This is a genomic window from Emticicia sp. MM (assembly GCF_001649495.1).
The window spans coordinates 20,789-35,858 of record NZ_LXHX01000059.1; the positions used below are offsets into that span (position 1 = coordinate 20,789).

The 15,070-nt window shown below is 33.2% G+C and carries 12 protein-coding genes; 1 reads left to right on the plus strand and 11 read right to left on the minus strand.

Annotated elements, in window-relative coordinates; all coding sequences use genetic code 11:
- Nucleotides 1-3: 3 nt before the first annotated feature.
- The 11 genes from A6M55_RS07625 to A6M55_RS07675 form a co-directional block, all read right to left on the minus strand.
- Complete coding sequence (locus A6M55_RS07625) at nucleotides 4-1,017, minus strand: glycosyltransferase family 9 protein (protein WP_064197128.1); 1,014 nt, start codon at nucleotides 1,015-1,017, stop codon at nucleotides 4-6.
- Between the two features lie 7 nt (nucleotides 1,018-1,024).
- Nucleotides 1,025-2,002 carry a glycosyltransferase gene (locus tag A6M55_RS07630; protein WP_064197125.1) on the minus strand — a complete coding sequence of 326 codons (978 nt, stop codon included), beginning with the start codon at nucleotides 2,000-2,002 and terminating at the stop codon, nucleotides 1,025-1,027.
- A 36-nt stretch (nucleotides 2,003-2,038) separates the two neighbouring features.
- The gene (locus tag A6M55_RS07635; protein ID WP_064197126.1) at nucleotides 2,039-3,193 is read right to left on the minus strand and encodes a glycosyltransferase family 4 protein; all 1,155 of its coding nucleotides are present in this window, start codon (nucleotides 3,191-3,193) and stop codon (nucleotides 2,039-2,041) included.
- 4 nt (nucleotides 3,194-3,197) lie between these two features.
- Nucleotides 3,198-3,782 (minus strand): D-sedoheptulose 7-phosphate isomerase, encoded by a 585-nt coding sequence (gene lpcA / locus A6M55_RS07640; RefSeq protein ID WP_015030764.1) that lies wholly within the window; start codon nucleotides 3,780-3,782, stop codon nucleotides 3,198-3,200.
- Nucleotides 3,782-4,885, minus strand: coding sequence for a glycosyltransferase family 4 protein (locus A6M55_RS07645; protein WP_064197127.1), 1,104 nt, complete (start codon nucleotides 4,883-4,885; stop codon nucleotides 3,782-3,784). Before A6M55_RS07645 ends, lpcA begins: the two co-directional genes overlap by 1 nt.
- 23 nt (nucleotides 4,886-4,908) lie before the next feature.
- Nucleotides 4,909-5,889 carry a glycosyltransferase family 2 protein gene (locus A6M55_RS07650; protein WP_015030766.1) on the minus strand — a complete coding sequence of 327 codons (981 nt, stop codon included), beginning with the start codon at nucleotides 5,887-5,889 and terminating at the stop codon, nucleotides 4,909-4,911.
- Between the two features lie 23 nt (nucleotides 5,890-5,912).
- Nucleotides 5,913-6,989 carry a DegT/DnrJ/EryC1/StrS aminotransferase family protein gene (locus A6M55_RS07655; RefSeq protein ID WP_064197129.1) on the minus strand — a complete coding sequence of 359 codons (1,077 nt, stop codon included), beginning with the start codon at nucleotides 6,987-6,989 and terminating at the stop codon, nucleotides 5,913-5,915.
- 58 nt (nucleotides 6,990-7,047) lie between these two features.
- On the minus strand, nucleotides 7,048-8,292 hold the full coding sequence (locus A6M55_RS07660) for an ABC transporter ATP-binding protein (protein WP_015030768.1): 1,245 nt from the start codon (nucleotides 8,290-8,292) through the stop codon (nucleotides 7,048-7,050).
- Between the two features lie 118 nt (nucleotides 8,293-8,410).
- The gene (locus A6M55_RS07665; protein WP_015030769.1) at nucleotides 8,411-9,241 is read right to left on the minus strand and encodes an ABC transporter permease; all 831 of its coding nucleotides are present in this window, start codon (nucleotides 9,239-9,241) and stop codon (nucleotides 8,411-8,413) included.
- A gap of 63 nt (nucleotides 9,242-9,304) precedes the next feature.
- Entirely contained in the window at nucleotides 9,305-10,396 is a 1,092-nt protein-coding gene (locus A6M55_RS07670) for a hypothetical protein (protein ID WP_015030770.1), read from the minus strand.
- A gap of 35 nt (nucleotides 10,397-10,431) precedes the next feature.
- Nucleotides 10,432-12,912: an SLBB domain-containing protein gene (locus A6M55_RS07675; protein ID WP_041694245.1), complete on the minus strand. Its 2,481-nt coding sequence runs from the start codon at nucleotides 12,910-12,912 to the stop codon at nucleotides 10,432-10,434.
- Between the two features lie 180 nt (nucleotides 12,913-13,092).
- Here A6M55_RS07675 and A6M55_RS07680 point away from each other — a divergent pair, with 180 nt between their 5' ends.
- Entirely contained in the window at nucleotides 13,093-14,979 is a 1,887-nt protein-coding gene (locus A6M55_RS07680; protein ID WP_015030772.1) for a DNA topoisomerase IV subunit B, read from the plus strand.
- Nucleotides 14,980-15,070 lie beyond the last annotated feature (91 nt).

Here is a 15,070-nt window from a genome sequence, read left to right on the forward strand (position 1 = left end):
TCCTTAAATTAGTTCTTTTGATTTGATAACCTCTAAAACCTCTGAAATTTTAATTTCAGAACTTGGTCCATTCGTATTTCTAATAATCGTTGCGGTTTTACCAGATTTATAGCCTCCTGAGTAGGGGATATGGTTGACAAAATTAGACAGTTTTCCGAGCATAATTATGCCGTAAGTGCCAACCGCATTGGCTAAGTGGGCTGGCCCACTATCAATGCCAATGTATAATCTTGCTCTTTTGATTACCTCGGCGGTTTCTAAAAGACTTAATTTTCCACAAAGATTGATATAGTTTTTTGAATGAATTGCCAATTCGCTTGATAATCCTATTTCAACAATAGCTATATCGTATTGTTCAATTAGTTGATTAATGAGTTGTTGCCATTTTGACGCATCCCAATTTCTACTATTTTGTGCAGACTGACAATGAATTACAATAAATTTAGTGGGTAAATTCAACGAATCAATTTTTTGAACTTCCGAATTTGAAAAGTACAAAATTGGTGTTTCATCAATTAATTCAATGCCTGCAATTTTTTGTTGGACTTCCAGCAAATTTCCATGAAAATAATAATTTTCAATGGTTATTCCTTTTTTATCAGCCACTTCATTATCAACAAAAACATTACAGATTTCGCAGTGACTATTATTTCTAAATTGGAGATTATAAACAGTATCAAAAATATTTGCTCCCAATATTTTTTTGCGATGATTGGCACAAATATCTTCAAAAATAATATCAATATTGGGGTTATTTTGAACGAGTTCTTTAAAAGCTGGACGAACAAACCAAATGATTGTTGAATTTGGATGCTTTTTTCTGACTTGACGAGAAAGTGGTTCTCCAGCAACGATATCTCCAAATTGTTGAGTCAACGCAATTGCTACAAATGGTTTTCTATGGTAAAGTTTTTGAACCTTGAACCAAAGAAAATCTATTATAAAATGAATGTTTACCTTTAGTATATGAGAATATTTTTGGTAACGATGTTTCCAAAGTGCAATGAATTTTTTCATTTTTTGATTAATCAAACATTAATGCTAGCTTTTCTAAAGGCATTTTTAGATATTTTCTCACTCGCACCAAACGTTGTACTTTCTTTGGCTTCACATAATCGCATTTGAAGTTTTTCCAATAAAGCTCGTTATTCTTGAGCAATTGCTCTCTATATAAATCGAATAAAGGAATAATATCTGGTCTTTCAGTAAAGTTGATTCTATTTTGATATTTCGAAACCTCTTCTGGTTTGGCTATCAGATACCCACTGTAATGAAAAAACTGTAGAGGAATCGTTTGATTAATGTACCAATTTCCATCTTTTGAAGTACAGTGCCTTTCATGAAGATTCCAATAAGCAACATTATAGCCTAAGTGTTTATCAATCAGTACATTATTAAAGTATGCAGGAAAAAACTCCGCCCAATGTTGGTCAACAAAAAGCCCTTCACATAAATTAATCACACATTCTTTAGCTAATTTATCGCACCACCAATCAATCATTTTTTGTGCTTCAGATGAACGGTTGATGGCAACAAATCCAAAATTAAAAACCCCCGTATTCACAACATCTTCTTCATTTTGCCATTTGTCATCGTTGTATGGGGTAGTAATATGCGGTGTTACAATGATGTTGTATTTTTGAAGATTTTGTTCTAAATGAGTAAGTTTATCGAATACAATAATATCGGGGTCAAAATAAATAATATTACTTATTTCAGGTCGATTTTTTAAGAAATAATCAAAATAATAAGGTTTTACAGCGGTATTTAATTCAGTAATATCATAGCGTTCGCACATACCCGCAAAATCTGGAATGTTAATTTTATCCACTTCCAATAATTGATAGGCCGGTAATTTTGAAACTTCTATATCTTTAGTGTCGAGTTTATCTACCAACCCAATGATATACTCAAATTCTGGGTTTAAAGCATGAAGTGAATCACCAAGTGTATGTGCTTGGGCTAAATAATTTACCGAACAAAGTGTAAAAACAAGCGTCATATTATTTAAGCAAAATAAATTGCTATATATTTTCAATTATATAGAAGCCAAAAGTTGTTCTATTTTTAAAACTGAGTTTTCAAAACTGTATAAATTCAAAACTTTTTCCTTAGCTTTTTCTCCAAGGTGCTTTGCATAAATCTGATTATTATTGAGTTTAATTATGCTCGATGCCATAGCGATTGTATTCAAATATGGTACAATTATACCAGCATCTTCCTCAATAAATTCACTACAACCACCTGTTTTTTCAAATCCAATCATTGTTTTTTGAGCCAATGCAGCTTCGAGCATCACTAATGGAAAAGGGTCTTCTCTTGAAACAATAGTAAAAATATCCAAACAATTAATTAATTCGATGGCATCGGGTGTTTGCTCAATAAGTGTAATTTTATCTCCAATTCCCATTTTGGCTATATCATACGATACTTGTTCATAATATTCGCCTTCTTTTTTTACGCCAATCCAAATGAAATGATACTTTTCGTTAGAAGTATTTAAAATTTGATTAATAACTTGAATGAAAATATCTATACCTTTCCTCCATTCGGCATTTCCACAGCCACCAATTAAATGACAACTTTCGGGTAAATTGTATTTAATTTTGATTGATTCTTTGTTAGCTTCTGAAAGACGATGTAAAATCTTTTCATTATCAACAAAAGAATGAATAATTGAGGTTTTATTTTCATCAACTCCATGTACGGTAATTAAATTCTCGGCAACAGCTCTTGAACAAGAAATTATTTTAGTTGAATTTTTGAACAGAAATTCGCGATCAGATTTATTTGAATATAATTGAATTGAAAATTCTAATTCATGAATATGCGTAATCAGTGGTGCTGATAAATACTTTTTAATTAGTGGTAGTGCATGGGAAGTTGCAATGGTATTGGCATAAATATAATCAAATGAGCTTTGTTGAAGTTTTTCAAGCAGCAGTTCTATTTGATTTTGTTCATTTCCTTTGACAAATTTCCTAAAAGTTCTTTTTAATCCATTCGAAATATGTGCATCATCATTCCAATAGTGAACAGGACATATTTTTGAAAATTCATTCTCTAAAACACCTCCATCAAGTAGCAATAATTGCATATTGATACCTTTGGATTTCAAATATTTCATGATATTCATCAAAAATAGCTGAGCACCCGCACGGTTAGCATCATGACTTACGAAGAGAATATTCATCAATTTAAGAATTTAAGACTTTCTTTTCAATGAGCATAATTAGAATATGAATAACCTTGATGTGGATTTCTTGAATACGGTCGGCATATCCAAAATGTGGAACTCTGATTTCTACATCAGCTTTATCCGCTAATTTGCCGCCATCTTTTCCAGAGAAAATAACAACATTCATCCCTTTTTCACGGGCAGCTTCAACAGCATTGATAATATTTTTAGAATTTCCACTGGTGCTGATTCCTAATAATACATCACCTTCATTTCCTAAACCCTCAATAAATCTTGAAAAAATATAGTCAAAACCATAATCATTCCCAACGCAAGAAATATGACTTGGGTCGGAAATAGCGATAGCAGCCAATGATTTTCTATTATCACGATATCTTCCGGAAAGCTCTTCAGCAAAATGCATGGCATCACAATGAGAACCACCATTTCCACAAGAGATGATTTTTTTGCCATTTTTGATAGCATTTGCCATCAAATCTGCTACTTTTTCGATGTTTTTAATGTTCTCTTCAGAATTAATGAAGTTATTAAGAACTTTACTTGCTTCTTCTAATTCTGCTAAAATTGCCTGGTAGTTATTCATTATAAATCAAATAAGTTATCCCATTTAGAAATCTGATTTTGAATGTCAAAATCTAAGGCTCGATTTCTAAGGGTGTTATTATCAATGTTTAATTTTTTCTCTTGAATTTGTGCCATTGCTTCTCCTAAATCTTTTGGGTTAAAACTATCGACACATAAGCCCATTCCATTTTGAATAAATTCAGCAATTCCACCCGAATTATAACCAACAATTGGTTTTTCGAGGTAAGCTGCTTCAATCATTACAAGAGGGAAGGGGTCTTCTTTGGCGGTTAAAACAAAACCATCTGAAATATTGAGATAATCATAATATTCAGCCGATTTTTCTCCAATTTCGATGAAATTAAGTTTTTCAATCTTAGTTCGCTGACGAATATAATGCAACACACCTGTTTGTTTTACACTTCCTAACCACACAATATAAGTATTTTGAGGTAAATACTGAAATAAATCGCAAATGGTATCATAACCTTTTCTGAGATTCATCGAGCCAGACATTACCCAAACAAATGCATCGGCAGGAATACCAATTTTATCACGGATTGATAAAGCAGACTGCTTGATTGAAATGGTTTGCGTATCAATAAACGAATGAAGTAGGAGGGTATTTGAATAACCCATTTCTCTGATTCTTCTTTCGACTATTGATGAACAACAGATAATTCGAGCGGCATTATCAAACTGAAATTTGAAATCATCGAATTTAATTTCATCGTAAATGCTTACCAATTCATGCACATGTAAATCATAGGGTACACCCACCTTTTGAGCTAAACGTGCAAATTGAGGCATTGTTATTGTGTTTAAATACCATCTATCAGCTTTGATTTTCTTTTGAATATCCAAAACTTTCTTTTCCTCAGGCGTAATCTTAAATATTTTATGGTAGATGCCTTCGTAAATTTGGTAAATAAAGCTTCGCCTATTATTATTTATAAATGTTTGGTCAGCAGTTGATTGTGTAGCAAATAATTCTCCGTTCAGACGAGTATAAATGGCTGATTTTATTTTACCAGAAAGATGCTTCAATAAATACCAAAGAAGCATTTCTGAGCCAGTGCGGCCACCAGTAGGTGTAATAAATAAAACTAATTTTTTACTCATTTACTGAATCAATTGGGTCTAAATTATTTAGATAATTTATAGAAAGTGGGCTTTTTTAAAATGATATTCCAGAAATAGTTTGAAAATATACCTATCATTTTGGCAAATTTCTTCTGATTTTCAAGCTCTGAAAATGGATTTTTTAAATGAATACAATTTGAAACTATTTTCATTAGGTAAAAAGTTGGAACCCATAGCCAATAATGCAGCATCAGTAAAAAATATTGAAACGCACCAAATTGTTTTCTAATCCAGACTAAATTTGAAAGCTGGATTTGATGGTCAAATCTATTAAAATAGGTGTAATTTTCGGCCTCTTTGTATCTTTCTGGTTTGCTTCCCCATTCTTCATGAATGATATTGCAATCATTAAAAACCAATAATTTACCTAATTTACTTAATCTATAGCCCCATTCAACATCTTCACCGTACAAGAAAAATTCTTCATCCAATCCACCAGTTTTTTCAAAACCTTCTTTCCTGACCATCAAAAATGCCGCGGCAATGTAATCTACTTGTTCGGGGTCTTGATATTGCTTTTGTTTGAAAAATCGGTCTAACTGATTTCTAAATTTTGGCGGGACAATCCAAAAGTCTTTTCTAAAAGTAAATGTATGATAAAATGTTCTTGGAGTTAGATCGGGATAAACTTGATTAGCTCCACCAGCAATTGCATCCGGTCTTTTTTCTAAATTTTCTACGCAAATATCAATGACTGGTTGGTAAAGTTTTGTGTCTGAATTTAATAGCAATAAGTATTTACCTTTAGCTATTCTCATTCCAGCGTTATTGGCTCTTGCGAATCCTGCATTATAACCAGTTGATAACCAAGTGATTTTAGGAAAATATGACTTGACGTAACCTTCATCATCGCCTTTTGAGGCATTATCTACAATAATTATTTCGTAGCTTACTTTTGAAGTAAATTGTTTGATTGTTTTGATACATTCAACAATTAATTCAGGTGTACGATAATTGACAATTATGATAGAGACTGTTACCAAATGACCCAAGATTTAAGTTTTGATTAAAGATTACTATTGATGATTTGTGTAATTCGCTCAACATCAGTTAATGCTAAATCATAATAAAGAGGTAAAGATAAGGCTCTTAATGCAATATTTTCCGAAACTGGACAAGGATTATAAAAGTCCAAATAAGGGAGTTGATTAAGTGAAGGATAAAAATATCTTCTTGGTATAATTTCTTGTTCCTTCAAAGCCGCAGTCACTTGAAGCAATTTTTCTTCCGATTCTAAAATTACTGGGTAATAAGCATAGTTATACGTAAATCCTTCAATATTGTTTGATGGGCGACTCAATTTACTCCAGTTCAATAATGAGTCATATTTCTCCGAAATGATTCTTCTATTATTGATGATATCAGCAACCTTTGGTAAGTTACAAAGACCCATTGCGGCATGAAACTCTGAGTTTTTACCATTGATTCCCATCATGTAATAATCATCATTCTTATGCCCAAAACTTCTATAAAAGGCTAATTTTTTAAGTAAATCCTCATTATTGCAAATAATTGAGCCACCTTCGATGGTATGAAAAACTTTAGTAGCATGGAAACTACAAGTAGTAATATCTCCAAATGAAAGAACTGATTTGCCTTTGTAGGTAGCACCAAAACCATGTGCACCGTCGTAGATTACTTTAAGGTTATATTTTTGGGCAATTTTTTCAATTTTTTCAACTTCACAAGGTCTACCATAAACGTGCGTAGCCAAAATACCACTTGTTTTCTCAGTAATAGCAGCTTCGATTAAATTGGCATTTATGTTATATGTATTTGGTTCAATATCAACGAATTTTGGTTGAAGATTTTCCCAAAGAATAGAGGTGGTGGTAGCACAGTAAGAAAATGGTGTTGTGATAATTTCACCAGAAAGTTCAAGTGCTTTCAAAGCAATTTGTATCGCAATGGTTCCATTGCCGACAAACAACAAATTTTCAACGTTTAAATAATCTTTTAGCTTATTTTCTAATTCCCTAACTAATGGGCCATTATTCGTAAGCCAAGTATTTTCCCAAATACCTTTGATAATCTCTTGGTATTCTTCTATTGGGGGTAAAAACGATTTTGTTACGTTTATTATCACTTTAATGAACTCAAAAAGAGCATAAAATTAAATTGAACTAAATTTTTTAATTTAATTATACAAGTCCATCCATTTTCCAAGTATGAACAGGTATATTGATTGGTCTAACGGCCCCAGGCCATTTGCCATACCAATTAGTGCCTTCTCTCCAATCTGCCACATCAAAGCTAATTGCATCTTCCATAAAAAAGATTGGGTCTGAAGTATCTTTTACAATCATGGCTGAAATGTAATAAGAGCCATCATTTAAAAAGTTTGCAGGAATTTCTAGCGTTCCTTTAATTAAACCTTTTGAGAAAGTTTTTGCTTGACTTCCAACATTGAAAACACATTCGCCTGTCATACTATATAAAAACATACTAAGGTTTAAATGAGCAGAATCGAGCATATTCCAAAACTCAATATTTATTTTCAACGGCGTACGAACATCAATATTTTTACTTCCAGAGATATATTCTGGCACTACTTCAATATTTTTTATTCTTACTTGGTCGTTTCCCGGAGCATTTTCTGGAGAATCCCAATTTTGTTGAAGTTGAAACTTAGAAATACTTGTCATATAATCATGTAAAACTTCGCCAACTTCCCCGTATTTAACTAAGCTACCTTTTTGTAAAAAGGCTGCTTTATTGCATAATCCCTGAATGGCTGTTGAATTATGGCTAACAAAAAGAATGGTTCTGCCACTGCTCGAAACATCTTTCATTTTTCCCAAGCACTTCTTTTGAAATTCAGAATCACCTACCGCTAAAACTTCATCAACAATAAGAATTTCTGGTTCGAGATGAGCCGCAATAGCAAAGCCCAAACGTACATACATACCTGAAGAATAACGTTTTACAGGGGTATCAAGAAACTTTTCGATTCCAGCAAAATTGACAATTTCATCAAATTGAGCACGAATTTCATGTTGCTTCATGCCCAAAATTGCACCATTCAAGAAAATATTTTCTCTACCAGTTAATTCTGGGTGAAATCCCGTTCCTACTTCCAATAAACTAGCCATTCTACCATTAACCTTCACTAAACCATGTGTTGGTTCGGTAATTCTACTAAGAATTTTAAGTAGAGTTGATTTTCCAGCACCATTTGAGCCAACAATTCCAATTCTATCGCCTTGTTCAATATCAAAGCTTACATTTTTTAATGCCCAAAAGACTTCCTTACTTTCTTCTTCCTCTTTCGAAGTAAATAACTCAGTGAAGAAACCCGAAACACTTTCTTTTAGGTTTTGGTATTTCTTCTTTTTGTGACTAAGAATGTACTTTTTGGAAATATTTTCAATCGAAATTGCTTTCATCTATATTTTACTGAAAACTCTTGTTCGGCTTTCTGGAAAATGTGATACAAAATTAATAGCTGGTATTGAATTCAATTGGAATGAATCATTTGTGAATTTGAACGAAATCAAAATCTACCTACAAATGGTCAACAAAAGAATTTTCATTTTTACGGAAAAACCAAATGGAAAATAGTACGGATACAACTACAAAAAACAGCATAGGTATGAAACTTTGCCAGTTAAAATTTGAAAAGTCGTCTAATAAGCACCATCTAAGTCCATCAATAGCTCCCGCAACAGGATTTAGGTTATAAATAGGATACCACCATTCTCTACTCACTCGTTCACTTGTGTAAGCTACTGGTGAAATAAAATAACCGAATTGAACTACAAAAGGTATTATCTGAGCAATGTCCCGGTATTTTACATTCAACACTGATGCCAGAAGCCCAGTACCAAAAGCCGCTAAATAAGCTACTAATAAAAAAAATGGAGCGAAGATGATATGCCAGCTTGGAATAAATTGATAATAAATGCAAAATATAAAAAACATTGCAAATGCAATCATGGCATCAAGTAAGCCTACCAATAAAGAACTAAATGGAATAATTATTCTCGGGAAATAAACCTTAGATACTAGATTACCATTGCCCACAATGCTATTACTTATCTGAGATAATGATTGCGAAAAAAACAACCATATTATTACTCCCGGAATCACAACCAACATGTATGGAATAGAAGAATCATTTTCAAGTTTAGCAATTTTCCCAAAAGCTAATACCATTACTAGAGCAGTCATGAGTGGCCTTATTACTCCCCATGCTACACCAAGGGCAGTTTGTTTGTAGCGTACCATCACATCTCTTTTACCGAGAATCCAAAACAATTCTCTTTGACGCCAAACTTCTCTCCAATAGTGTAAGGCAGATTTTCCTGCTTTTATTACGACTTCGTTGTTTTCCATTAATTTTTAACTAAAAAGGAGGGCAAAAGTAATATTTTTGAGTTTATGAAACAATTTTGTTTGTTAACTCATCAATTCCAAGTACGTCCTTCTCATTATGATATATAAAAGGCAAAGAAAAAAACCAACAAATGCCCCTTTAAGTGTATTACCACCAACTGTGTAAGTACGCTGCAAGAGTGGAAGTCTAACAGGTTGTAATACCGTAAATAAAGGTGTTTGGTTAATTAATTGCATTTTTAATTGTTCTACCGCTGCTAATTGTTGGAAATACTGCGTTGATACGTAGTTGTTACTACGATTCAACTGCATAGTACGCATAGGTGCGTTAGGGTCAACTGCATTTTGGTTTTGAAATTGTGCCTGAGCCAATTGTCTATCCGTTGAACTTAATTTACCTTCCAACTCTCTTAGTCTAATCATTTGGATATCGTAGATATCACGAGTTTTTCTGGTGCGAACCTCTACATAAAATTCTTTTAAAGTTTCAAGCAAAGTCTCTAGCCAAACTTTAGTCAAGAATTCACTATTAGTAGTAGCCGAAAGAACCATAATCGAACCATTTTTATCAAGTGGTTGTAGGGTTGTTTGAGCTTCTAATTTCTCATAAATGGTTGATAAGATGATATTTTCATCTTTCGTAAAATCATTTGGTGATTTTGGATTAAAGCGGTATTTGATAGCTTTATAGTTGGGTTCATGTAATAAATCTCCTCCCCATTCTTTCTTTGCAATATCACTGCTATCCTTATAGAAGTTGATGAAGAGGGTCTTTTTTCCACCAATCATTACTTCTTTCATCAAGGCCTTTTCATAAAGTGTTTTTGAAGTAATCAATAGACCAAAGTTGCCTCCACTAAATAAATCGTTAGATGTAGTTCCTGCACCACCAAAACCGAAAGCACCTGCAAGACCACCTAATCCACCGAATGCAGCTTGTCCACTTCCTGATTCTAAGTTAAATTGAATTTCACCTGTGTATTCGGTATCTTTCAGTTCCTTTACATCTAATAATAAACTAAAGAAAGTACCAAGGGCGATGCTAATCAATAATAAACGCCATTCATTGCCAATTAGGATGAATAAATTGATTATTTTTTTTACAAAATCTTTAGTACTAATTTGTTCTTCTTGTATGGTTTGATATTCTGCCATTTTTCAATTTTCTGTTTTAAATTCCCACCAATCCTTTATTTAGTCAATTGGAAAATTGCTAAAACACTTACTAATGTTGTAATAGTACCAGCAATTGTTGCAAATAAACCTTGTACTTGGGCAATTTGTTGCTGTGCTGTAACCGTTTTTTGAGGGATAATTATTTCAGAGCCTGGTTCAACTTTTGGGTAAAGATTTACAAAAAGTACTCTTCTAGTTCTATCAACTGACCCATTTGCATATAAAATGTATGATTTACTTCTTAATGATTTTTTAGTAAATCCACCCGCATTTGAAATATAATTAATGAAATTTTTGCTATCTAAATATTTAACAGTTGTTGGGTAAAGTACTTCACCTTGTACGCGAACTGTTTCAAGTCTTTTGGGAATTCTAATTATATCACCATCTTGTAAAATCATATCCTCATCTGAGCCCGGATTTTGCATAATTTTCGTCAAATTAATGCCAATTGAAGATACAGTGGTTGCATTAACATCTTCAACTTGTACTGCTTGATTACCTTTAACACTATTAGTAATTTCAGTAATGGCTTTTCTACGTTGAGCGAGTTCAATTTCGCTCAGTTGTATTTGTCTTACCAATGTTGCTCCTTCAAGATATGCTTGTGGACTTAGGCCACCTGCACGTTCAATTAAATCAGAAATTTTCTCGGTTTTACTTTTGATACCATAAGTTGCTGGATAAATTACTTCTCCTTGAATTTCTACAAATGTTTGTTTGATATAATTTGGAGAACGACGAATAAAAATTTCATCAAAAGGATACAATACAAATTTGTTTCCAGTTTGGTCAACTTTTAAATCCGAGCTAATACTAAATGTATAGGTATCGGAAATTTGTGCATTAGCAGAGGTTGGGTCAACATTTCTCTTTCTACGAACAACTTCCACTCTTGCCAATGAAGCGGCTTCAGAAAGACCACCAGCTTTTACAATGACGTCCTCAATAGTCATGTTTCTAAGGAATGGCATTTCGATTCCATCTTCTGCAATTGGATTATTTAATGCACCTTGAATACGTACGTAGGCTGGCTCAGTTAAATCAAAAATAGATGGAATAGTAATAATATCTTCTCGTTTGAGAGCTATATCAGATGCTTTTCCTTTAATGATATCATCATAGTTTACTGAAATATTTTCAATAATCATATCATCTCTTGTGCGAATTACAGTAATTCTTCCGGTCAGTGCTTCACCTTTTAACCCTTCAGCTGATTTTATTAGCTGGGTAAGCGTTGGGCTTGATTCTAAAGAATATTCACCCGGACGGAAGATAGCACCATTTACCGCCACCATGTTTTCAAATCTCTCCAAAACTCTTTCAATCACAACTGAATCGCCACTTTGCATACTGAAAGTGTTAAATTCTGACTCCATGACATCCAAAATCTTCCTCTCACGTGGCGTGTTTCTGTAAACTTTTAATCTATGACGATAGGCATAAGGTGCAAAGCCCCCTGCATATTCAATCAAGTTAGTAAGTTTCTCTTCTGGTAAAAGTTCAAATAAACCCTCTCTTTTCGTATTTCCTTTTACTGCAATTCTGGTTGAGTAAGGTAATACTTGAATAATATCTTGGTCTTGTAAAATGATATTTGATTTAGAGAAACCACTCATCAATAACTCGTAAATATCAAATGTTGAGATTATGCGGTTATTTCTAATCACATTAATTTTGCGGTAAGTACCTACTTCATTCGGTCCACCACAAGCATATAAAGCATTTTGAACAGTTGATAATGAAGAAAGTGTGTAAGTGCCTGGTGCTATAACTTCACCCGTAACTGTAACTTTGATACTTCTTATATTTCCAAGGGAAACATTCAAGAAAGTATTTGCAGGATATCCTGAATATGGGTTGAGACCAATAAATATTTTTGATAATCTACTTCTAATTCTTTCTTTGGCTTGTTCAATAGTTGAGCCTGCTACGTAGATTAAGCCCACTTTTTCAATTGTAATATATCCATCTGCGGTGATGATAGGTTTATACATTACTTGAGAATAGCCATAAACATCAATTAATAATTGGTCATTTGGACCTAACACATAATTGCTTGGAGTTGCGATATTAATAGCTGGGGTAGGGTCAAATTTAACAGTATTAAATAGATTATAGCCAAAGATTCTTCTTCTCAAGGTTGCTTTGGCAGCATCTTGTTCAGCTTCTTGCTCTCTAATTAATCTTAACGAATCTTCTTTATTTACAGCTCTTTGATCGGCTTGATTTAATTGAACATTTCTTACCGCATTTGGGTCATTTGTTTGTAACACTCTATTTTTAGCAGGTAAGGGCATATTTGCCGTTTGTTGTGCAGGAACACCATTATTTGTTTGGTTGGCAGCCGGAATATTCGCTGGTAGTGTTGTGGGAATGGCTGTTGGGCCAGTAGGGGTAGCAACAGGATTTTGTGCAAAAGATTTGCTAAATATCAGTATAAAAAGCGTAAATTTGAAAAAAAAATGCTGAAAACTGTTCTTGCTTAATTTCATATCAATAACGTTATTTGTCAAATGACTACCTCTTTTGTTATTTCTTTTAACGAAAAAGTTATGCAAAGTAACACAAGATTTTTTATTTTGTTGTTGTTTCATGTTAAGTATGTGTTAAAAAGAACTTTGATTTACAAAGTAAGTGATATTTCACCAAACTACAAAATATTCTAAGAAAAAATGGCTGAGATTAAAGAAGCAACTTATAATGAAGACAGTATTCGTTCGCTAGACTGGAAAGAACATATACGTTTACGCCCCGGTATGTATATCGGTAAATTGGGCGATGGTTCGGCGGCTGATGATGGAGTTTATGTTTTGCTTAAAGAAGTAATTGATAATTGCATTGATGAATATGCAATGGGTTATGGAAAATCAATTGAGATTAAACTTGATGAAGGCAAAGTTGAAGTACGTGATTATGGTCGAGGTATTCCGCTCGGAAAAGTTGTTGATGTAGTTTCGAAAATAAATACTGGAGCTAAATACGATAGTAAAGCTTTTCAAAAAGCAGTTGGATTGAATGGGGTAGGAACGAAAGCAGTAAACGCTTTATCTCACTATTTTAAAGTTCAAGCTTATCGAGATGGTAAAACCAAATGGGCAGAGTTTAATAAAGGAGAATTAACCGCCGAATCTGAAATTATTGATTCTGATTTGAAAAATGGAACTCATGTAATCTTTGAACCTGATAGTACGGTTTTTAAAAATTACCATTATATTCCTCAATTTGTTGAGGCAATGATTTGGAACTATTGTTATTTGAATGCTGGATTAACTATAAGTTTCAATAAACAGAAGTATATTTCCCAAAATGGGCTTCTTGACTTACTCAGAAGAAAAACGGATGAAGAATCGTTACGTTACCCAATTATTCATTTGAAAGGTGAAGATATTGAAGTAGCTATTTCTCATGGTAATCAATATGGAGAAGAGTATTACTCCTTCGTTAATGGTCAAAATACAACCCAAGGTGGTACTCACTTATCAGCTTTTAAGGAAGCGATTGTTCGTACAATTCGTGAACATTATAATAAGGATTATTCGCCAGAAGATGTTCGACAATCAATCATAGCAGCTATTTCAGTTCGTGTACAAGAACCAGTTTTTGAATCTCAGACAAAAACTAAACTTGGCTCGGCAACTATTTCTCCAGAACCCAATTCGCCTACATTGAGAACATTTGTAAGCGATTTCCTCAAAGAAAAGTTGGATAATTATTTACACATGAATTTGGCTGTTAAAGAGGCTTTAAAAAAGCGTATCGAACAGTCGGAGAGGGAAAGAAAAGAGCTAGCAGGGGTTAGGAAATTAGCAAATGAGCGGGCAAAAAAAGCAAACTTGCATAACAAAAAATTGAGAGATTGTCGTTTTCATTTAGATGATGAGAAAAATGAAAAAAGATTTGATACGATGATGTTCATCACTGAAGGAGATTCTGCAAGCGGTTCAATAACAAAAGCCCGTAATCCAGAATTGCAAGCAGTTTTTAGTTTGCGAGGTAAGCCATTAAATAGTTTTGGTCTAACTAAAAAGATTGTTTACGAAAATGAAGAATTTAATCTACTTCAACACGCTTTAAATATCGAAAACGGTTTAGATGATTTACGCTATCAAAAAATTATTATAGCCACTGATGCTGATGTTGACGGAATGCATATTAGGCTTTTACTTTTGACTTTCTTCCTTCAATTTTTCCCTGATTTAGTTCGAGAAGGGCATCTTTATATTCTTGAAACTCCATTATTTAGAGTAAGAAATAAAAAGGAAACAATTTATTGTTATTCAGATGAAGAACGACAGAAGGCAATCAGTAAGTTATCGCCTAAGCCTGAAATTACACGCTTCAAAGGGCTTGGAGAAATTTCACCTGATGAATTTGAAGGGTTTATTGGTGAAAATATTCGCCTAGAACCTGTTATTCTCGAAAAAGAATCTTCAATTCCAAAGATTTTGAGTTATTACATGGGTAAAAATACGCCAGAACGCCAGAAATTTATCATCGAAAATCTAAGAATAGAAAAGGATGAAATAGATGAAACATTGGCAGAAATATTAGAAATATAATTTAGAATTTCATAAATTTAATCGGCCTATCAACCCAAAGTTGATAGGCCGATTGGTTTATGAACTTATGAAAATGCTCATTTAATTAGTT